Raw genomic sequence first — 21805 nt, 5'->3', positions numbered from 1 at the left:
TTATACCGCTAACTTGACGGGTATGGGAATTTACCCCCTTCTTCCGCAAATTTCTTCAATAAATTACAAATCTTTACATTATTCGTAAGAGTATGGTACTATTAATACTACTAAAACTCGTAAAAAATGGGGTTACTGAAAAATGAATAAAATGAATATTCTATCTATTAAAATAGAAAATGAACGAGCATATATGATTTCATTGGCTGAGAAATATGGATATACATCTGAGGTTGTGTTAAAAATCAGCCAGGAACTTGATAAGCTGATTCATCAATACCAAAACGAGCTCTTAAAAAAAACGAAGTGAACTTGGCAGTATATTGATAAAATTATCTCCCAGCTTGAATCAAAATGGTATCTACCTTTCAGCTTTCAAATTGGGCAATCGTAAGAATGGCAGCTCTTTTGATTTTCCGACATATATTTTAGATTCCCGGAGTATACCGCTGTTCTTGTTCTATGAGCCCCAAGATAGAATATGAAAACATCATCTTTTCGTTTGTCAATTGGCTGTTTTTACAAAGTTTCACCACTGCTTTTTTATTTGTAAAGGTTAAATCACGGCGCAGGAAGAAGGTTTAGAAGATGGATAAACAGGCCGTCAGGGAAAAAATATGGACTCAGCTTGAAAAAGAGAAGCTTGGACGCTTTCCGTTTCCGCTGAAAAATAGAATTCCAAATTTCAAAGGAGCTGAACAAGCTGCAAAAATTGTTGCTTCGATGCCTGAATATAAATCGGCAAACGTCGTAAAGGTGAACCCTGATGCTCCGCAGCTTCCAATTCGGACGAAAGTGCTAATTGATGGAAAGACTCTTCTTATGCCAACTCCAAGATTAAAATCCGGTTTTATCATGGTGAAGCCTGAATGGGTGCCAAAAGGAGAAGAGAGAAAAGCAGCCAGCTTGAAACATATGAATACGTTCGGAAAGGAAATCTCTCTCGATCAGCTGCCAACTATTGATTTCATTGTGGTTGGATCGGTTGCAGTCCATAGGGACGGGCGCAGAATTGGAAAAGGCGAAGGATATGCTGATCGCGAATATGCCATTATTCGGGAGCTTGGGCAGCCTTCTGTTCCTGTCGTCACGACTGTTCATAGCATTCAGCTGGTAGAAGACGATTTTCCTATTGATCCGTATGATTTGACGGTTGATTGGATTGCTACAGAAAAAGAATTGATCAAAACGAACACTCCTTATTCAAAGCCGGAAGGAATCATTTGGGAACAAGTAAGTGAAGAAGAGAAAGAACAAATGTCTGTTTTAAAAGAAATTTGGGCAATGCTATACAAGCGTTCTTAACGATCATTCCCTTGCATTTTACTTTATTTAGCATGACGTCATCCCATTCATTTAGAAGTATAAAATTTGTGAAAATTCTCAATTTTCTACCCCTTATTCTTTTCTCAGAAGAAAACGGAACAATGTACAATAAATTTTAAACAGTTTGAAAACGAATCGTTTTTTTCTGCTATTAGGCAATTGTATAATAGAGTTAGAAGTGCAGATATGATGATTGGGAGGCCTATAAATGCAAGGGGAGACGATGCATCCAAAATTAGAAAAAATTGTCGAAAATGTTGAAAAAGTTATTGTAGGAAAGAGTGAACTGGTCATTTTAAGTTTGTCGGCATTGCTTGCTGGAGGGCATGTGCTTCTCGAAGATGTACCCGGAGTTGGAAAAACGATGATGGTGAAGGCATTGGCAAAGTCTGTTGGGGCTGATTTTAAAAGAATTCAGTTTACACCTGATTTACTGCCTTCAGACGTTACTGGAGTATCGATATATAATCCGAAAACGATTGAATTTGAATACCGACCAGGACCGATTATGGCTAATATTATTTTGGCCGATGAAATAAATCGAAGCTCACCAAAGACCCAATCCGCCTTGCTTGAAGGCATGGAGGAAGGGAGTGTCACCATTGATGGCGTGACAATGCCGCTTGAAAAACCTTTTTTCGTTATGGCGACACAAAATCCGGTTGAGTATGAAGGAACTTATCCGTTGCCGGAGGCTCAATTGGATCGATTTTTGCTAAAACTGAAAATGGGCTATCCTTCCGTTACAGAAGAAGTAGAAGTGTTGACAAGAGCCGAAAAAGGACAGCCGCTTGATGAACTAACGTCAGTCATCACCAAAGACGAACTAACGGCACTTCAGGAAGAAATCAAACAAGTATATGTAGATGATACGATTAAACATTATATTGTAGACATCGTAAATAAGACGCGGAACCATGATTCCGTCTATTTAGGAGTCAGTCCCCGTGGTTCTGTTGCACTTATGAAGGCATCTCAGGCGTATGCGTTTATTCATGCCCGAGATTATGTGATCCCCGATGATGTTCAATATTTATCCGTGCATGTCCTGCCCCATCGCATTATTTTGACATCTGAAGCGCGTTATGAAGGGAGAACAGCTGAACAAATCATTGAAGAAATTCTTGCCGAAATCCCTGTGCCTGTAGTGAGGTCGCTGTGAAATCAATGAAAGGCTTGCTAAAAGGCACACGGCTGGCGTGGAACCTTGCTTTTTTAATATTGCTCGTGGCGGCTTCCTTTGCATATGCCATGTTTCAAGGAGGATTTGTCAGCTGGTTTTTATTGTATTCATTGCTGCCGTTTGTTGTTTATTCTGTTGCGTTGGCTCTTTATCCGCTGAAGAAGCTGCGAGTTCGGCGCAAATTAAATAAAACGGAATTTCAAGCAGGCGAACCGCTTGTTTGTACTATCGAAATTGAACAGCCGTTTCCCTTCCCTTTTTTCTTTGGAATCGTTGAGGATGTCCTTCCTGAAAAGCTGAAAAATTCGGGATCAGCGAAGATTGTATTGTTTCCCTGGTGGAAAAAACGTTTTTCATTCCAATATTCGTTATCTAATCTTCCGAGGGGATCCCATCATTTTGAAACAGTGCGATTTAAAACAGGAGATTTGTTTGGAATCATTGAAAGAGAAGGCATTTATTCGGCAAAAAATCACATTGTGGTCTATCCGCCATTTTTTAAGTTTCAGTACCGTCCCCAACAACTTTCACTTGAAAAGGATGCAGGTTTTGCTAGAACACGATATATAAAAGATGTTTCGATTGTTGCTGGGGTAAGGGAATATGAACCAGGAGACAAATTATCTTGGATAGACTGGAAGGCGACAGCGAGACGCCATTCGATCATGACAAAGGAATTTGAGCAGCTGAATAGCCAACAAATTGTTTGTTTCATCGATCGAACAAAGTCATCGTCATTTGAAGAGCTTATCTCATTTACAGCTTCGTTCTCTAAAGCAGTGCTCAAAAACGGTTCCAAGCTCGGGGTAGTTTCGGTTGGGAAAACGAAGAAAGTTTTTCCTATATCAAATCATGAGCATCATTGGAAGCATATCCTGTATCATTTAGCAGTAGCGGATTGCGATGGTGAGGACGAGTTTATCAACCAGCTTTTAGAGGAATTGAACAAATGGGGACAGCATTCATCTATCATGATTATGACAAGTCATTTACACCCTTCCTTGATTGACAAGCTTCTAGCGTTTCCGAAGCCGCGTCATGTCACCATTTGGCATGTGACAAAAGCGGTTGAAAAGCCGAGAAGAGATCAAGAACTAATAGATAAATTGCGGCGGCATTCGATAACTGTCCGCACTGTTGACGCCGGCATGTTCCGAGATGCAGCGCAAAGGGTGGGAAGCCGATAATGAAACAGCAAATCGTTAACTTTTGTTTATATTTGCTATCGTTTATTTTGCTGTGGGAATGGCTGCGGCCGCTTGAATATTCGACTGATTCTATCTATACCGTTATTTTCGTTATATTTATCGGAATTTCTCTCTTTTTTACATTTATGCAGCTAAAATGGTATATCTCGTATCCGGTTAAATTATGTTATATTTTCTTTTTTATTCATCAGCTGTTTTACAACGGCTCTGTTTTTGAAATAGGATGGATATTAGAATTTATTCATGATCTTCGCTATAACTTAAACTTGATCACCGAAAGGTATTTCGGCGGAATGACTCCTCCATTCCGGACGTTTCTTTTCTTTGTATTATTGTGGCTGCTTGTCTATTTATTAAACTATTGGATTATTCAGAGAAAAAGAATTTTATTATTTTTAATTTTAACTATTACGTATGTGGCAGTATTAGATACGTTTTCGCCATATGATGCAACTTATGCGATTATACGGTTAGCGGTGGTTGGATTTTTCCTTTTAGGTCTTCTGTATTTTGAAAGGATGATTTTTTCGGAGAAAATTCCGTTTAGGTCTATTTTGTATTGGAAATGGATTGTGCCGCTTTTGGCAATGATTGTCGTTTCCGCTGCGATCGGGTGGCTCGCTCCGAAAGCGGCCCCCCAATGGCCAGACCCTTTACCGTATTTTTCGAAGTATAAACAGGACGGAGAAGGGGAGTATTTGTCAAATTCGGTTGTCAAAAAAATCGGTTATGGTACCAATGATGAGCAATTGGGCGGTCCGTTCATTCCAAACGATGCACCTGCTTTTCGGGCGTATGTAGAAAGACAGCATTATTGGCGAGTTGAAACAAAAGATGTTTATACAGGAAAAGGCTGGGTTACAAGCGACAGACAATTTTCCATTGCAAATGGATTTATCGGTCCGTATTTAAACTTGACGAGTAGTCAGGTTCAAACGGAACAGCTTGTTTCGACTGTAGAAATTGAGCGCGAATATCCATATCAGCATATTATTTATCCGCTTGGATTGCAGGAAATTTCCAGTGATGCTGATCAATACCGCATCGATCATGTTACGGAGAATATATTCCCAATGTTTAATGAATCGGGGGAACGGCTTTCCAGCTATTCTTTGAAATATTCTTATCCCTTGTTTGAAATTGAAAAATTGCAGGCTGTTCACTCGAATGAAGGTGCTCCAAAAGAATTGGTTGAACGATATACGCAGCTTCCTGCAAGCCTTCCGGAACGCGTGAAAAATCTCGCTGTGGAGATTACAAAAGATAAAAACAACTTTTATGATAAAGCCAAGGCGGTTGAACAGTATTTTTTGAAAGAACCGTTTGTATATGAAACGAATGATGTGGCTGTCCCGGAATTGGATGAAGATTATGTCGATCAGTTTTTATTTGAAACGAAGAAAGGATATTGCGACAATTTTTCAACATCTATGGTTGTTCTTCTTCGGTCTGTCGGAATTCCGGCGCGCTGGGTAAAGGGATATACCCCTGGGCAGTTTGTAGAAACGACAAGCGAAGGATTGGAAGTGTATGAAATAACTAGCAACAATGCCCATTCGTGGGTAGAGGTTTATTTTTCTGGAATTGGCTGGGTCCCTTTTGAACCGACGATCGGTTTTTCCAATCCGCAGGAATTTGCACATCAATCAAATGAAAATCAACAAGATTCATCCGCTGCCGAACAAGAACAAAGTCAGCCGCTTGAGGAAGAAAGTCAAGAACAAATCGATACGGATGATACTAAGCAGCCAAAGGAATTCCCTTTTTCGCTATCACCAGCTGTTATTGTCTCCATCGGTTTCATCTTGTTTATAGCGGCAAGTGTGTTAATACTTTTCAAAACGAGAAATAAATGGATGACCAGTTGGATGACTAGCTTCTATAAACGGAATCATGATGAGAAAGATTTTTTGAAAGCATACAGACTTTTGCTTAAATCTCTGGAAAGATGTGGCTACAAACGGGAAAACGGGCAAACGTTAAGAGAATATGCAAAACAGATTGATCAAATGTTTGGAACAAATAGTATGTCGCAATTAACTTACATTTATGAGCGGGCGCTGTATCGGGGCGATGATCCAAGCAAGGAATGGGAGCAATCGAAAGAATTATGGGAAGATTTAATCAAAAAAACAACTTCTTGACCGAGTCTTGATCACTTGGTATGATAAGAAAAAATTCATAGCGGGAAGCTCCTTCGTATATCCTCGATAATATGGTTCGAGAGTCTCTACCGGGTTACCGTAAATAACCCGACTATGAAGGCAGAAGTTAGTAGATGTACTAGAATTCTGCCTTTTTTTCGGTAGAATTCTATTTTTTTGAAGTCAGATGTGAAACAATATATTGATCCATCAAAATAATGAGGTGAACACGTTGGAGAACATCCAAGACATGATCTTAGTGTTAGATTTCGGCAGCCAATACAATCAATTAATTACGCGCAGAATTCGCGAATTTGGTGTTTACAGCGAGCTTCATCCGCATACGCTGTCGATAGAAGATATCAAAAAAATGAATCCGAAAGGAATTATTTTGTCAGGGGGTCCAAACAGCGTATATGACGAAAAGTCTTTTCGCTGCGACGAGCGGATTTTTGAACTCGGGGTTCCAGTGCTCGGAATTTGCTATGGCATGCAATTAATGACCTATTTGCTCGGGGGAAAAGTGGAAAAGGCGAAGCACCGGGAATATGGGAAAGCAGCTTTACAAGTAAAGGAAAAATCGCCGTTGTTTGAAGGCTTGCCTGATGATCAAATCGTTTGGATGAGTCACGGGGATCTTGTGGCCGATATTCCGAACGGCTTTAAAGTAGACGCCACTAGCCCATCATGTCCATTTGCCGCAATCAGCAATGATGAGCGGAACATGTACGGGGTTCAATTTCATCCCGAAGTGCGTCATACAGAATTCGGAAACGGCCTATTGAAAAATTTCGTTTTCCGCATTTGTGGGTGCACAAATTCGTGGACGATGGAAAACTTTATTGAAATGCAAATAGAGAACATCCGCAAAACTGTCGGAAATAAGAAAGTGCTGTGCGCGCTAAGCGGCGGGGTGGACTCATCTGTTGTAGCCGTTTTAATCCATAAAGCGATCGGCAATCAATTAACGTGCATTTTTGTTGACCACGGACTCCTTCGCAAAGGGGAAGCAGAAAGCGTCATGAAGACGTTTAGCGAAGGGTTTAACATGAATGTCATTAAAGTAGATGCAAAAGACCGCTTTTTAGAAAAATTGAAGGGTGTTACTGACCCGGAAAAGAAAAGAAAAATCATCGGCAACGAGTTTATCTATGTTTTTGATGATGAAGCGGCAAAATTGGAGGGCATTGAGTTTCTTGCTCAAGGAACACTTTATACAGACATTATTGAAAGTGGTACACAGACAGCGCAAACGATCAAATCGCATCACAATGTCGGCGGACTTCCGGAGGATATGAAATTTCAACTGATTGAACCATTGAATACACTCTTTAAAGACGAAGTTCGCGCACTTGGAACAGAGCTTGGTATTCCAGATGAAATCGTTTGGCGGCAGCCGTTCCCGGGACCAGGATTAGCCATTCGGGTTTTAGGAGAAGTAACGGAAGAAAAGCTAGAGATTGTTCGGGAATCCGATGCTATTTTACGAGAAGAAATTAAAAAAGCCGGATTAGAGCGGGACATTTGGCAATATTTCACCGTTTTGCCTAACATCCGCAGCGTAGGTGTGATGGGCGATGCCCGCACGTACGATCATACAATTGGAATCCGTGCTGTCACTTCAATTGACGGCATGACTTCAGATTGGGCTCGTATTCCGTGGGAAGTGCTGGAAGTGATCTCTACGCGGATTGTCAATGAAGTGCCGCACGTGAACCGAGTTGTCTACGATATTACAAGCAAGCCGCCGGCAACAATTGAATGGGAATAAATCTGACCAACTTGTATAAATCGGAATTATCATTTTTATATAATAAATATAAACATTCTCGTATAATTTCGGGAATATGGCCCGAAAGTTTCTACCAAGCTACCGTAAATAGCTTGACTACGAGGTGTTGACGGTTCGATGGCTGAAGGAGGAGAGATCCTTTTCCTTTCTCACATTGGGCTTTCAGCAACCTCATGGTCAAGCGCATCCTTGGAATGGAGCGCTTATTTTTTTTGCTTAAAGTTTTTTATACAGCCAATGGTAGGAGGACTTTATAATGAAAAAATATTTTCAATTTGATGAGCTTGGCACTAATTACCGCAGGGAAATTATTGGCGGAATTACAACTTTTCTTTCAATGGCCTATATTTTGTTTGTCAATCCAGCAACGCTTTCATTAAGCTCTGTCGCTGATTTTCCCAATGAATTGAGAATGGATCAAGGAGCTGTCTTCACTGCGACCGCGTTGGCTGCAGCCATCGGGACGCTCATCATGGGTATTGTGGCACGGTATCCGGTTGCTCTTGCTCCCGGTATGGGATTGAACGCGTTCTTTGCTTTTACTGTTGTTTTGACGTACGGCATCCCTTGGCAAACAGCCCTTTCAGGTGTTCTTGTTTCAGGTCTCTTTCTTGTCTTGCTGACGCTTAGCGGATTGCGGGAAAAAATTATTGATTCCATTCCGCCGGAGCTGAAGCATGCAGTCGGTGCGGGAATCGGATTGTTTATCACATTTATCGGTTTTCAAAATGCAGGCATAATTGTTAATGATGACGCTGTTCTTGTCGGATTGGGAGACTTGCGGAATGGAAATACTCTTCTATCTATTTTTGGATTAACTATTACGATTATTTTAATGGTTCGGCAAGTGAAAGGCGGCGTGTTTTACGGCATGGTGATTACAGCCGTTGTCGGAATGATTTTTGGCCTTGTTCCAAAACCGGATAAAATTATTGGGGAAATTCCGAGCTTGGCTCCGACGTTTGGAGTAGCTTTAGGACATTTAGGAGATATTTTTTCTTTACAAATGCTTGTCGTAATCTTAACGTTTATGTTTGTTGACTTTTTTGATACGGCAGGAACGCTGGTTGCGGTTGCCAATCAAGCAGGGTTATTGAAAAACAATAAACTTCCGCGAATCGGCAGAGCTTTAGTATCTGATTCAATGGGAACAGTTGTCGGAGCGATTTTAGGAACATCTTCAACCACTTCTTATGTAGAATCATCAGCGGGGGTTGCGGCAGGCGCGCGAACAGGTTTTGCTTCCATTATAACGGCAGGATGTTTCCTATTAGCTTTATTTTTCTCGCCGCTATTGAGCGTTATTACATCTTCTGTTACAGCTCCAGCGCTCATTATTGTCGGAGTTTTAATGGTATCGTCTTTAGGGCAAATACAATGGGAACGGTTTGAAATTGCTGTTCCGGCGTTTTTAATCTTGATTACAATGCCATTAACGTACAGCATCGCAACCGGTATTGCTATCGGCTTTATTTTCTACCCGATCACGATGATTCTAAAAGGAAGAGGAAAAGAGATTCATCCGATTTTGTATGGTTTATCGATTGTATTTCTGCTTTATTTCATCTTTCTTGTCAATTAATAAGAAGTCGAAGGATCAGACTGAAATGCTGTCTGATCCTTTTCTTGTGCGCCCGGCATGGGTGTAATCTATAGGGTGAAAGTCCCGAGCTGCGAAGGCAGAAGTAGCAGTTAGCTTAACGCAAGGGTGTCCGTGGTGACGCGGAATCTGAAGGAAGCGAGCGGCAAACTTTAAGGTCTCTCGGAACACGAACTTCATATGAGGCTAGGTATCACTGGGTGAGTTTGCAAGACAAAACAAAGCCCTTTCTGCCGAAGGTGATACAGAGTAAATGAAGCAGATGGATGGAAGGAAAGATTACACTCTTACCCGGGGAGGTCTGGCTGGCACGCCAAGTAACCTTGGTAACCTATCTAGTGATAGATAGCTGAACAGTCAGAAGTCAGCAGAGGTCATAGTATTAGTTGGTCTAGAACAACTAAGAAGGACCGAACAATTAAGAGAGAATAGCCCTTGGCATTCAGTGAGTCATGATGAACACAGAAAACGTAGTACCTCACTTGAGGGAGGAAGCGGTGAATCCCGTGGGAGATCTCTTGGAGGGTGGAGTGACCACTGGCATAAAGAGAACAGCTATTCACGGAAGTTATAAAGACTTGCGTCAATTATCTTAATGGAACCGCCGTATACGGAACCGTACGTACGGTGGTGTGAGAGGACGGGAGTTAATCGCTCCCTCCTACTCGATTTGTTTCAAAAGGCAGCAAAACGGCACAGATCATGATCAAGGTTCGTCAAAATCCGAACATTCGGTGTTTAAAGAAAAATAATGTTCGATTTTATCGTTGACATAATGATTTTTCATTGTTAAGATGGAGTCGAAAACAGCATATGAAAACTAAAACCTCATATAATCTTGGGAATATGGCCCAAAAGTTTCTACCCAACAACCGTAAATTGTTGGACTATGAGGGAAAGTAATCGGCAAGATTTTTCAACTGAGCATACATATTGCTTATGCCCGGTTTGTGTTACTTTCCCTTATTGATAGGGAAAATGCAGAAGCGGGCTTTTTTTATGCCTTTCAATTATTGTCAAGATTTTTAACGAAGATGGCAACCTATAATTAAAAATAAAGAGGGGAGCATCGCCATGAATCCTGTCGTTGGAGTGATAATGGGAAGCACTTCAGATTGGGAAACGATGAAGCATGCCTGTGAAATATTAGATGAGCTGAATATTCCTTATGAAAAAAAGGTTGTTTCTGCCCATCGCACACCTGATTGGATGTTTCAATATGCAAGCACTGCCAGGGATCGCGGAATTCAAGTGATCATTGCAGGCGCAGGCGGAGCAGCACACTTGCCGGGAATGGTTGCAGCGAAAACAACTCTCCCTGTCATCGGAGTTCCGGTTAAAACAAACGCGTTAAACGGACTGGATTCGCTGCTCTCGATCGTGCAAATGCCCGGCGGCGTGCCTGTTGCAACAGTGGCGATAGGAAAAGCGGGCGCGGTGAACGCTGGTCTGTTAGCGGCGCAAATGTTGTCAATCAATGATGCTGATGTTCAGCAAAAGCTTGAACAACGGCGAGAATATATAAGAAAAAACGTCATGGAAAGCAGTGATCAGCTTGTATAAAAAACTTTTGCCTCAAAGTACAATTGGAATCATTGGAGGCGGTCAACTAGGCAAATTTATGGCTATCGCTGCCAAAAATATGGGATATCGTGTGGCGGTGCTTGATCCAACACCGAATTCTCCATGCGGACAAGTGAGCGACATGGAAATCACAGCCCGTTACGATGATTTGGATGCAATCAAAGAGCTTGCGAAGGTGAGCGATTGTATAACGTATGAATTTGAAAATATTGATTACGAGGCGTTAACTTGGCTTGAGCAAAACGCCTACTTGCCTCAAGGAAGCAGACTGCTCGCCATTACACAAGATCGCCAGACGGAAAAGGAAGCTGTGGCGAACGCTGGTGTGAAAGTTGCGCCGTATGAAGTCGTTGAATCAGAAGATGATTTTTATCAAGCCGTATCCAACATAGGCATCCCGAGTGTTTTAAAGACATGCCGCGGAGGATATGATGGGAAAGGCCAATTTGTACTAAAGCAAGAAGAAGATATAGAAGAAGCAAAAGCTTTGTTGAAGAACGGACGCTGTGTATTGGAAAAATGGATCGCGTTCGACAAAGAAATTTCGGTTATTGTCACTAGAAGCGTGACAGGTGAAGTCAGCACATTGCCTGTTGCCGAAAACATTCATGTTAACAATATTTTGCACGAAAGCATTGTACCTGCAAGAATTTCTGATTCGTTGAAGGAACAGGCGGAGGAAACAGCAAAAACATTGGCGGCGAAGCTTGGGCTGATTGGAACGCTGGCAGTTGAAATGTTTGTGGCAAACGATGAAATTTATATAAATGAGCTCGCCCCCCGGCCTCATAATTCAGGTCATTATTCATTAAATTTATGTGAAACATCGCAGTTTGAACAGCATATTCGCGCGATTTGCGGATTGCCTCTCGGAAACACGAAGCTCATTCATCAAGGAATTATGGTGAATATACTGGGCCAGCATCTAGAGCCTGTGTTGAAAAACGAAGAGCTGCTGAAAAAAGGGAAATTATTTTTATATGGAAAAGCGGAGGCAAAAATCAACAGAAAAATGGGACATATTACGTTCTTCAGTGATGAAATTGAGGAACTATTGACATATATCGAATCGACTCAAATTTGGAATGTTTGACAAGCTATTCATAAACAAGACGGAGAGATCAATAGGAGGTTGCAGGAATGATTGAACGATACACACGTCCTGAAATGGGCGCGATTTGGACGGAAGAAAACCGCTTTAAAGCTTGGCTTGAAGTGGAGATTTTAGCATGTGAAGCGTGGGCGGAGCTTGGTGTGATCCCGAAGGAAGATGTAAAAAAACTGCGTGAACGTGCTTCATTTGATGTGAACCGAATTAAGCAAATTGAAGAGGAAACAAGGCACGACGTAGTGGCGTTTACCCGTGCTGTATCAGAAACGCTTGGCGACGAACGAAAATGGGTGCATTACGGATTGACCTCCACTGATGTCGTGGATACCGCTTTATCTTATTTGCTAAAGCAAGCGAACGAAATTTTACAAAAAGACTTGGAAAATTTCATCGCTATTTTAAGAGATAAAGCGTTGGAGCATAAATACACCGTCATGATGGGGCGTACGCACGGGGTGCATGCAGAACCGACAACGTTTGGTTTGAAATTGGCGCTATGGTATGAAGAAATGAAGCGAAATCTAGAGCGGTTTAAACGCGCAAGAGAAGAGATTGAAGTCGGCAAAATTTCCGGAGCAGTCGGCACTTATGCCAACATTGATCCGTTTGTGGAGCAGTATGTGTGTGAAAAACTCGGTTTAAAGCCGGCGCCGATTTCGACGCAAACATTGCAGCGTGATCGACATGCCGAGTACATGGCTACGCTTGCTTTAATTGCTACATCGATTGAAAAGTTTGCAGTTGAGATTCGCGGCTTGCAAAAGAGCGAAACTCGCGAGGTGGAGGAGTTTTTTGCCAAAGGACAGAAAGGTTCATCTGCAATGCCGCATAAGCGCAATCCGATCGGATCGGAAAACATGACAGGAATGGCAAGGGTCATTCGCGGAATGATGCTGACGGCTTACGAAAATGTTCCATTGTGGCATGAGCGCGACATATCTCATTCTTCGGCAGAGCGCATCATTTTGCCAGATGCTACGATCGCGTTGAACTACATGTTAAATCGATTTGGCAATATTGTGAAAAACTTGACGGTCTTCCCGGAAAATATGAAGCGCAATATGGAGAAAACGCTGGGATTGATTTACTCACAGCGGGTTTTGCTTGCGCTGATCAATAAAGGTATGACACGTGAAGAAGCATACGATTTAGTTCAGCCGAAAGCGATGGAAGCGTGGGAGCGCCAAGTTCCGTTTAGAGAGCTGATCGAAGCGGAAAAACAAATTACAACAAAGCTTTCGAAAGAAGAAATCGATGACTGCTTCGATTACAATTACCATTTGAAAAATGTGGATTACATTTTTAAACGCTGTGGATTAGAACAGTAGATGTCCAAATGGGGCTCGGCAAATCGCAAAAACTGCCCTGCCCCTTGACATAAAATGGAAGTCCAATATTCCGCATTAGGAGGCATGATCATGACCGTTCAAAAGCGCTCATTGCTGTACGAAGGAAAAGCGAAAAAAATTTATGAAACAGACGATCCCAATATTTTTCTTGTTTATTATAAAGATTCCGCTACCGCGTTTAATGGGGAGAAAAAAGCTGAGATTGTAGGCAAAGGACAGCTAAACAATGAAATTTCAAGTTTGCTGTTTGAAAAGTTAAATGAACACGGCATTCCGACCCACTTTGTTCAAAAAATTTCGTCAAATGAACAGCTTGTCAAACGGGTGACAATCATTCCGATTGAAGTAGTTGTACGAAATATTGTGGCAGGAAGCTTGTCCAAAAGATTGGGCATTGCTGAAGGAACTGAGATTAAAAAGCCGATCATTGAGTTCTACTATAAAAATGATGACCTGGGAGACCCTTTAATTAACAGTTTCCATATTGAACTACTAGAGCTTGCGGATAAAGAGCAGCTGGATGAAATAAAAACATTAGCTTTCAAAGTAAACGATATTTTATTGAAGCATTTTCATGAAAGAAACGTGAGACTAGTAGATTTTAAGCTTGAATTTGGCTTGCTAAACGACGGAACGCTTGTTGTTGCAGATGAAATTTCCCCTGATACGTGCCGACTTTGGGACAAACATACAAATGAAAAGCTTGATAAAGATGTGTTCCGCCGGGATATCGGCAATTTGACGGATGCTTATAAAGAAATTTTAAAACGTTTAGGAGGTACAGTTCCATGTACAGAGTAAAAGTATATGTTACATTGCGTGAAAGTGTGCTTGATCCTCAAGGAAATGCGGTGAAAAATGCCCTGCATTCAATGAATTTCAACGAAGTGGAAGATGTTCGGATCGGGAAGTACATGGAGCTAGCAATCGGAAAAACGGATCGAAATGTCGAAGAGATTGTAGACGAAATGTGTAAAAAGCTTTTAGCAAATCCTGTGATTGAAGACTACCGTTATGAAATAGAGGAGGTAGCCGTCAAGTGAAATTTGCCGTGATCGTTTTTCCGGGTTCCAATTGTGACGTTGACATGTACCATGCCATTAAAGACGAACTGGGAGAGGAAGTCGAATACGTTTGGCATGACGCTCAAGATTTAAGTGGCTTCGATGGCATTCTCCTTCCCGGCGGCTTCTCATACGGCGATTATTTGCGCAGCGGAGCCATTGCCCGTTTTGCCAATGTCATGAAGGAAGTTGTGAAAGCTGCAGATGAAGGGAAGCCTGTACTTGGTGTTTGCAACGGGTTTCAGATTTTGCTTGAGGCTGGTCTTCTTCCGGGTGCCATGAGACGGAACGAGAAGCTGAAATTTATTTGCCGCCCTGTGAAATTAAAGGTGGAAAACAACGAAACGATGTTTTCGAACAAATATGATAAAGGCGAAATTATCACCATTCCGATCGCACATGGGGAAGGAAATTATTATTGTGATGAAAAAACTCTTGAAGAGTTAATCGCAAACAAGCAAATTGTTTTTACGTATCAAGATAATCCGAACGGAAGCTTAAATAACATTGCAGGCATCGTAAATAAACGCGGCAATGTTCTTGGAATGATGCCGCATCCGGAACGGGCAGTCAGCGAACTTTTAGGAAACACAGACGGGTTGAAATTGTTTCAATCGATTGTAAGAAGTTGGAGGGAAGCTCATGTCACAAATTCTTGAACCAAGTCCAGAAATGATAAAAAACGACAAAATTTATAAGCAAATGGGAGTTAGTGATGAGGAGTTTGCCCTCATTGAAAAAATATTAGGACGATTGCCGAATTACACGGAAATTGGAATTTTTTCTGTTATGTGGTCAGAGCATTGCAGCTACAAAAATTCAAAACCAGTATTAAAAAAGTTTCCAACAAAAGGAGAACGTGTGCTGCAAGGACCTGGTGAAGGAGCAGGGATTGTTGATATCGGCGACAATCAAGCCGTCGTCTTTAAAATAGAAAGCCATAACCACCCTTCTGCAATTGAACCGTATCAAGGTGCAGCAACAGGAGTCGGAGGCATTATTCGCGATGTTTTCTCGATGGGAGCCAGACCAATCGCTCTCCTTAACTCTCTTCGCTTTGGGGAACTTACAAGCCCGCGTGTCAAATATTTGTTTGAAGAAGTTGTCGCTGGCATTGCCGGATACGGTAACTGTATCGGAATTCCAACCGTTGGAGGAGAAGTGCAGTTTGACGCTTCCTATGAAGGAAATCCGCTGGTCAATGCGATGTGTGTCGGACTCATAAACCATGAAGATATCAAAAAAGGGCAAGCAACTGGTGTCGGCAATACAGTGATGTACGTCGGAGCCAAAACCGGAAGAGACGGCATTCACGGTGCTACATTTGCTTCCGAAGAATTGTCGGAAGCTTCCGAAGAAAAGCGTCCGGCTGTTCAAGTTGGAGATCCTTTCATGGAAAAACTGCTTTTGGAAGCTTGCCTTGAAGTAATCAAATCTGATGCACTTGTCGGCATTCAAGATATGGGAGCAGCGGGGCTTACAAGCTCATCGGCAGAAATGGCGAGCAAGGCGGGCTCAGGAATTGAAATGAACTTGGATCTTGTTCCTCAGCGGGAAGCAGGAATGACTCCTTATGAGATGATGTTATCCGAATCGCAAGAAAGAATGCTTCTCGTAATTAAAAAAGGGCGGGAGCAGGAAATCATTGATCTGTTTAAAAAATATGATCTGGAGGCTGCACCGATTGGTAAAGTTACAGATGACAAGATGCTGCGCCTTATTCATAAAGGAGAAATCGTTGCGGAAATTCCTGTTGATGCGCTTGCGGAAGATGCGCCTGTTTACTATAAACCGTCTAAAGAACCTGAATATTATCGCCAGTTTCAAAGCATGCCGCCCTATGTTCCAAAAGTTGACGATTACAAAGAAACGCTTCTTGCATTGCTGAAACAGCCAACGATAGCCAGCAAGGAGTGGGTATATGACCAATACGATTATATGGTGCGGACGAACACTGTTGTAGCGCCCGGTTCTGATGCGGCTGTCCTAAGAATCAGAGGGACGAAAAAAGCTTTGGCGATGACAACCGATTGCAACTCACGCTATTTATATTTAGATCCAGAAGTCGGCGGAAAAATTGCAGTTAGTGAAGCAGCAAGAAACATCGTATGTTCAGGAGCGGTGCCGCTCGCTATTACAGACTGTTTAAACTTCGGCAGCCCGGAGAAACCGGAGATTTTTTGGCAGCTTGAAAAAGCGGTGGACGGCATGAGCGAAGCGTGCTTAGCTTTAAATACACCTGTCATTGGCGGAAATGTTTCCTTGTACAATGAAACGAACGGAACAGCTATTTATCCAACTCCGGTTGTCGGGATGGTCGGACTTATTGAAGATACAGATCATATTACAACGCAATCATTTAAAGAGACGGGCAGCATCGTTTATTTGCTCGGTGAGACGAAACCGGAATTTTCCGGAAGTGAATTGCAAAAAATGCTTGAAGGCAAGATCTTTGGCAAAGCGCCGGAAATTGACCTGGAAGAAGAGAAGCAACGTTTAGATCAGCTGTTAGCTGCCATTCGCGAAGGGCTTGTCCAGTCGGCTCATGACGTTGCCGAAGGAGGCCTGGCCGTTGCGCTAAGTGAATGCTTAATCGGAACGGGCCTTGGAGCGGAAATAACGATCAACGGTGATGCATTGGCAGGGCTGTTCAGCGAATCCCAGTCCCGCATCGTCGTTTCCGTAAAACCGGAAAACAAAGAGGCGTTTGAAAAGATTGTTCAAGCTGAAGCTATCGGAACGGTCACAAACAGCGGAATTCTTAAAATTGTCAACGGCAATGGAGAAACATTGATTCAAGCATCAGTGGAAGAGTTAGAACAAGCTTGGAAAGGAGCTATCCCATGCTTGCTGAAATAAAGGGGCTAAATGAAGAATGCGGTGTATTCGGCATATGGGGTCATAAGGACGCTGCTCAAATCACTTATTACGGTCTGCACAGCCTTCAGCATCGCGGACAAGAGGGGGCAGGGATTGTCGTAACAGACGGCGAAAAACTGACAGGGTTTAAAGGGGAAGGACTTGTCACAGAAGTGTTTGCCAATGGGGTAGACAATTTAAAAGGAACAGGAGCTATTGGCCATGTTCGCTATGCGACGGCTGGAGGAGGCGGCTATGAAAACGTCCAGCCGTTCCTTTTTCGATCGGAGCAAGGCGGTCTCGCATTAGCTCACAACGGAAATTTAGTGAATGCTTCCGGATTGAAGCATCAGCTTGAAAATCAAGGAAGCATCTTTCAAACAACGTCAGATACAGAAGTTCTTGCTCATTTAATTAAAAGAAGCGGCTATTTAGAGCTAAAAGATAAAGTGAAAAACGCGCTTACGATGATTAAAGGGGCATACGCCTTTTTAATCATGACGGAAACAGAGCTGATGATTGCCCTTGATCCGAACGGACTCCGTCCTTTATCTATCGGACGTCTCGGTGATGCATATGTTGTCGCTTCGGAAACCTGCGCTTTTGATGCTGTTGGAGCTCAGCTCGAAAGGGACGTTGAGCCTGGCGAGCTTATCATCATCAATGGTGAAGGACTGAAAAGCGAACGTTTTTCCAAAACGATTAACCGTGCGATTTGTACGATGGAATACGTTTATTTTTCACGCCCTGACAGCAATGTGGAAGGAATAAATGTTCATACTGCAAGAAAAAATCTCGGCAAACGGCTTGCGATAGAAGCGCCTGTAGAGGCGGACGTAGTGACTGGAGTTCCGGATTCCAGCATATCTGCGGCGATCGGCTATGCCGAGGCATCCGGTATACCGTACGAGCTCGGTTTAATTAAAAACCGATATGTCGGCCGTACGTTTATTCAGCCGTCCCAATCATTGCGGGAGCAAGGAGTGAAAATGAAGCTTTCCCCTGTCCGTGGGGTAGTGGAAGGCAAACGGGTTGTCATGGTGGATGACTCAATCGTAAGAGGAACGACATCGAAGCGTATTGTCAAGATGCTGCGGGAAGCAGGGGCAACGGAAGTGCATGTCCGCATCAGTTCACCGCCGATTGCCAACCCTTGCTATTACGGTATTGACACCTCCACTCATGAGGAGCTGATCGCTTCTTCTCATACTGTAGAAGAAATTCGCAGCATCATTGGCGCCGATAGTCTTGCTTTCTTAAGCACAGAAGGGATGCTGGATGCGATCGGAAGGAAATATGAAGGTGAATTTCGCGGGCAATGTATGGCATGTTTTACAGGAAAATATCCGACAGACATTTATGAAGATACGATTCTTCCTCATGAGAAAGGCTAATATGACAGACCGAAGGAGGATAATTCATGTCCAAAGCGTATAGAGAAGCAGGTGTGGACATTCATGCGGGCTATGAAGCAGTTCGCCGCATGAAAAAGCATGTGGAAAAAACGAAGCGTCCCGGTGTTTTAGGAGGGATCGGCAGTTTTGGCGGAATGTTTGATCTGGCAAGCTTAGGATATAAAGAGCCGGTGCTTGTTTCCGGAACAGACGGAGTGGGAACGAAGCTGAAGCTTGCCTTTATGGCGGATAAACACGATACGATTGGAATAGACGCTGTGGCTATGTGTGTAAACGACATTTTGGCACAAGGTGCGGAGCCGCTTTTTTTCCTGGACTATTTGGGGCTCGGGAAAGCAGACCCTGAAAAAATTGAAAAAATTGTTAAAGGTGTTGCCGATGGCTGCCTGCAGGCGGGTTGTGCGCTCATCGGTGGAGAAACAGCGGAAATGCCCGGCGTATATGATGAAGATGAATACGACATTGCCGGCTTTGCTGTCGGTGTTGTCGAGAAAGAAAACATTGTCACAGGCGAACGGATCAAGCCTGGGCACTTTCTCATCGGCCTTTCATCAAACGGCATCCATTCAAACGGTTATTCACTCGTTCGCAAAGTGCTTTTGGAAGAAAATAAGCTTGATTTACATGAAATATACGAGCCTCTAACCGAAACGCTCGGAGAAGAATTGCTAAAGCCGACAAAAATTTATGTTTCTTCCGTCCTGCCGCTTGTGAAAGCATATAAAGTTGACGGCATGGCCCATATTACCGGAGGAGGGTTTATTGAAAACATCCCGAGAATGCTTCCGGAAGGGCTTGGAGCAGAAATCGATTTCGGTTCATGGCCGATTTATCCGATTTTTACCTTTATTCAACAGCAAGGAAATATCGATTTGTCTGAAATGTTTGAAGTGTTCAATATGGGAATCGGCTTTGTTCTGGCGGTCGAAGAAGATGTTGTTCAGCAGTGCCTCAATGAGCTTGAAAAGCTGGGAGAAAAGGCTTTTCTCATCGGCCGGGTAAAAGAAGGAAGCGGAATTCGGTTGAAAGGAGGGCCTTTTTCATGAAGCGGATCGCGGTGTTTGCATCCGGGAGCGGCTCTAATTTCCAAGCGATTGTAGACCATGTAAAGAGCGGGAAGCTAAAAGCAAATGTGATGCTTTTAGTCTGTGATAAACCCGGTGCTAAAGTAGTGGAGCGGGCAGAAAAAGAGCAGATTCCTGCTTTTGTTTTTGATCCGAAGCAATATGAGTCGAAGGAACAGTTTGAAGAAGATATTTTACAGCAATTGAGGCACTATCAAGTGGACTTTATCGTGCTGGCCGGCTACATGCGTTTAATCGGCCACACTCTTCTTGACGCTTTTGCGGGGAGAATTGTGAATATACATCCTTCCTTGCTTCCTGCATTTCCGGGAAAACATGCAATTGAACAAGCGCTCCGTGCCGGCGTAAAAATTACGGGTGTCACCATCCATTATGTTGATGAAGGAATGGATACAGGTCCGATCATCGCTCAGCGTGCGGTTGAAATCAGCGAAGATGATGATGCTAATACACTTGCAGAGAAAATCCATAAAATCGAGCATTCATTTTATCCTGAAACAATAGGAAAAATTTTAGAAAAATTAGAGGTGAAAGCATGACAATCAGACGGGCAATTGTCAGTGTATCTAATAAAGCAAACATCATTCCGTTTGTGCAAGAGCTTGTCAATCTTGGGATCGAAGTAATCTCCACTGGCGGAACGAAAAAGCTTCTTGAGGAAAATGGAATAGATGTCATTGGAATTCAGGAAGTAACCGGTTTTCCGGAAATTATGGACGGAAGAGTTAAAACGCTGCATCCTGCTATTCACGGGGGGCTGCTTGCGGTTCGCAGCAATGATAACCATATGAAGCAGATGGAGGAAAACGGTATTCAACCGATTGACTTAGTCGTTGTGAATTTATATCCGTTTAAAGAGACAATTGCCAAAGATGGCGTGACTTTTGAGGAAGCGATCGAGAACATTGACATCGGCGGGCCGACGATGCTTCGGGCTGCTGCAAAAAATCACCAAGATGTAGTAGTTGTCGTTGATCCTGAAGATTATCCCGTCATTTTAGCCGAACTGAAAGAGAACGGAGAAGTAAGCATAGAAACAAAACGGAAGCTGGCTGCCAAAGTATTCCGGCATACTGCTCAATACGATGCACTGATTGCGGAATATTTAACAGAGCAGGCAGGGGAAGAAGAGCCTGAATCGATTACTGTGACATTTGAAAGGAAGCAATCCCTTCGTTATGGGGAAAATCCTCACCAACAGGCAACGTTCTATAAAAAGCCGATCACGCCTCCATCATCTATTGCCGAAGCCGTTCAGCTCCATGGAAAGGAATTGTCGTATAACAACATTAAAGATGCGGATGCGGCACTTAGCATTGTCAAAGAATTTGATGGACCGGCAGCGGTCGCTGTTAAGCATATGAATCCGTGCGGCGTCGGCGCAGGTGAAACCATTTTTGAAGCTTATAATCGGGCATATGAGGCGGACCCGACTTCAATTTTCGGCGGCATTGTTGCACTGAATCGTGAAGTTGATCAGAAAACGGCTGAAAAAATGAGCGAAATTTTTTTGGAAATTATCATTGCCCCTTCGTTTAGCCAAGAAGCTCTTGAAATATTAACGAAAAAGAAAAATATTCGATTGTTAACGATCGACTTTTCGAAAAAATTCCAACCGGAGAAGCAGCTGACATCTGTTTACGGCGGCCTTCTTGTTCAAGATCAAGATATTTATACGCTCGATGACGCGAACATTTCAATCCCAACAAAAAGACAACCGACTGAACAAGAATGGAAGGACTTAAAGCTTGGCTGGAAAGTCGTGAAGCACGTCAAGTCAAATGCGATTGTTTTGGCAAAAGATGAAATGACCGTTGGTGTTGGTGCAGGCCAAATGAACCGGGTTGGTGCTGCCAAAATCGCGATTGCACAGGCTGGCGAGAAAGCGAAAGGCAGTGCACTTGCATCAGATGCGTTCTTCCCAATGCCTGACACCGTTGAAGAAGCAGCGAAAGCAGGAGTTACAGCAATCATACAACCAGGCGGATCCATTCGCGATGAAGATTCGATAAAAAAAGCGGATGAATACGGAATTGCAATGGTCTTTACTGGAGTCCGTCATTTCAAACATTAAGAAAGGGGATG

At 42.9% G+C, this 21805-nt stretch carries 18 protein-coding genes and 3 riboswitches; all 18 genes read left to right on the top strand.

Going from position 1 to position 21805, the window contains the following annotated elements:
* Positions 1 to 142: 142 nt before the first annotated feature.
* The 18 genes from NSQ44_RS16665 (at position 143) to purH (ending at position 21794) form a co-directional block, all read left to right on the top strand.
* Positions 143 to 310 (top strand): aspartyl-phosphate phosphatase Spo0E family protein, encoded by a 168-nt coding sequence (locus tag NSQ44_RS16665; protein ID WP_340857722.1) that lies wholly within the window; start codon positions 143 to 145, stop codon positions 308 to 310.
* 278 nt (positions 311 to 588) lie between these two features.
* Positions 589 to 1305: a 5-formyltetrahydrofolate cyclo-ligase gene (locus NSQ44_RS16660; RefSeq protein WP_340857721.1), complete on the top strand. Its 717-nt coding sequence runs from the start codon at positions 589 to 591 to the stop codon at positions 1303 to 1305.
* A 229-nt stretch (positions 1306 to 1534) separates the two neighbouring features.
* On the top strand, positions 1535 to 2488 hold the full coding sequence (locus NSQ44_RS16655) for an AAA family ATPase (RefSeq protein ID WP_340857720.1): 954 nt from the start codon (positions 1535 to 1537) through the stop codon (positions 2486 to 2488).
* 5 nt (positions 2489 to 2493) lie between these two features.
* Positions 2494 to 3696 (top strand): DUF58 domain-containing protein, encoded by a 1203-nt coding sequence (locus NSQ44_RS16650; RefSeq protein WP_340858291.1) that lies wholly within the window; start codon positions 2494 to 2496, stop codon positions 3694 to 3696.
* Positions 3696 to 5861, top strand: coding sequence for a DUF4129 domain-containing transglutaminase family protein (locus NSQ44_RS16645; RefSeq protein WP_340857718.1), 2166 nt, complete (start codon positions 3696 to 3698; stop codon positions 5859 to 5861). The genes NSQ44_RS16650 and NSQ44_RS16645 overlap by 1 nt, the downstream gene beginning before the upstream one ends.
* Positions 5862 to 5894: 33 nt before the next feature.
* A riboswitch (purine riboswitch) is annotated at positions 5895 to 5996 on the top strand.
* Positions 5997 to 6111: 115 nt separating this feature from the next.
* Positions 6112 to 7632, top strand: a complete 1521-nt coding sequence (gene guaA, locus NSQ44_RS16640; RefSeq protein WP_340858290.1) for a glutamine-hydrolyzing GMP synthase — start codon at positions 6112 to 6114, stop codon at positions 7630 to 7632.
* A gap of 38 nt (positions 7633 to 7670) precedes the next feature.
* Positions 7671 to 7772: riboswitch (purine riboswitch) on the top strand.
* 137 nt (positions 7773 to 7909) lie between these two features.
* Positions 7910 to 9235, top strand: a complete 1326-nt coding sequence (locus NSQ44_RS16635) for an NCS2 family permease (RefSeq protein WP_340857717.1) — start codon at positions 7910 to 7912, stop codon at positions 9233 to 9235.
* Positions 9236 to 10061: 826 nt separating this feature from the next.
* Positions 10062 to 10163: riboswitch (purine riboswitch) on the top strand.
* 164 nt (positions 10164 to 10327) lie between these two features.
* On the top strand, positions 10328 to 10816 hold the full coding sequence (purE, locus tag NSQ44_RS16630) for a 5-(carboxyamino)imidazole ribonucleotide mutase (RefSeq protein WP_340857714.1): 489 nt from the start codon (positions 10328 to 10330) through the stop codon (positions 10814 to 10816).
* Positions 10809 to 11930: a 5-(carboxyamino)imidazole ribonucleotide synthase gene (gene purK / locus NSQ44_RS16625; RefSeq protein ID WP_186439341.1), complete on the top strand. Its 1122-nt coding sequence runs from the start codon at positions 10809 to 10811 to the stop codon at positions 11928 to 11930. The genes purE and purK overlap by 8 nt, the downstream gene beginning before the upstream one ends.
* Positions 11931 to 11977: 47 nt before the next feature.
* Positions 11978 to 13276: an adenylosuccinate lyase gene (purB, locus tag NSQ44_RS16620; RefSeq protein ID WP_063388828.1), complete on the top strand. Its 1299-nt coding sequence runs from the start codon at positions 11978 to 11980 to the stop codon at positions 13274 to 13276.
* A 90-nt stretch (positions 13277 to 13366) separates the two neighbouring features.
* Positions 13367 to 14098, top strand: a complete 732-nt coding sequence (gene purC / locus NSQ44_RS16615) for a phosphoribosylaminoimidazolesuccinocarboxamide synthase (protein ID WP_094244364.1) — start codon at positions 13367 to 13369, stop codon at positions 14096 to 14098.
* Positions 14086 to 14340, top strand: a complete 255-nt coding sequence (gene purS / locus NSQ44_RS16610; RefSeq protein WP_063388826.1) for a phosphoribosylformylglycinamidine synthase subunit PurS — start codon at positions 14086 to 14088, stop codon at positions 14338 to 14340. Before purC ends, purS begins: the two co-directional genes overlap by 13 nt.
* Positions 14337 to 15020: a phosphoribosylformylglycinamidine synthase subunit PurQ gene (gene purQ / locus NSQ44_RS16605; protein WP_063388825.1), complete on the top strand. Its 684-nt coding sequence runs from the start codon at positions 14337 to 14339 to the stop codon at positions 15018 to 15020. Before purS ends, purQ begins: the two co-directional genes overlap by 4 nt.
* Positions 15004 to 17220, top strand: coding sequence for a phosphoribosylformylglycinamidine synthase subunit PurL (gene purL, locus NSQ44_RS16600; RefSeq protein WP_339193457.1), 2217 nt, complete (start codon positions 15004 to 15006; stop codon positions 17218 to 17220). Before purQ ends, purL begins: the two co-directional genes overlap by 17 nt.
* Positions 17205 to 18614 carry an amidophosphoribosyltransferase gene (purF, locus tag NSQ44_RS16595; RefSeq protein ID WP_063388823.1) on the top strand — a complete coding sequence of 470 codons (1410 nt, stop codon included), beginning with the start codon at positions 17205 to 17207 and terminating at the stop codon, positions 18612 to 18614. The genes purL and purF overlap by 16 nt, the downstream gene beginning before the upstream one ends.
* A 26-nt stretch (positions 18615 to 18640) precedes the next feature.
* A complete protein-coding gene (purM, locus tag NSQ44_RS16590) occupies positions 18641 to 19681 on the top strand; it encodes a phosphoribosylformylglycinamidine cyclo-ligase (RefSeq protein ID WP_340857713.1) in 1041 nt (346 codons plus the stop codon).
* Positions 19678 to 20259, top strand: a complete 582-nt coding sequence (purN, locus tag NSQ44_RS16585) for a phosphoribosylglycinamide formyltransferase (protein ID WP_066252087.1) — start codon at positions 19678 to 19680, stop codon at positions 20257 to 20259. The genes purM and purN overlap by 4 nt, the downstream gene beginning before the upstream one ends.
* Entirely contained in the window at positions 20256 to 21794 is a 1539-nt protein-coding gene (purH, locus tag NSQ44_RS16580; RefSeq protein ID WP_117017203.1) for a bifunctional phosphoribosylaminoimidazolecarboxamide formyltransferase/IMP cyclohydrolase, read from the top strand. Before purN ends, purH begins: the two co-directional genes overlap by 4 nt.
* Positions 21795 to 21805: the final 11 nt, after the last annotated feature.

It is taken from the genome of Aeribacillus sp. FSL M8-0254 (genome assembly GCF_038008845.1).
GTDB classification, from domain to species: domain Bacteria; phylum Bacillota; class Bacilli; order Bacillales; family Aeribacillaceae; genus Aeribacillus; species Aeribacillus composti.
The sequence above is the reverse complement of the archived record's forward strand: the minus strand, read 5'-3'. Positions and strand labels throughout refer to the sequence as shown.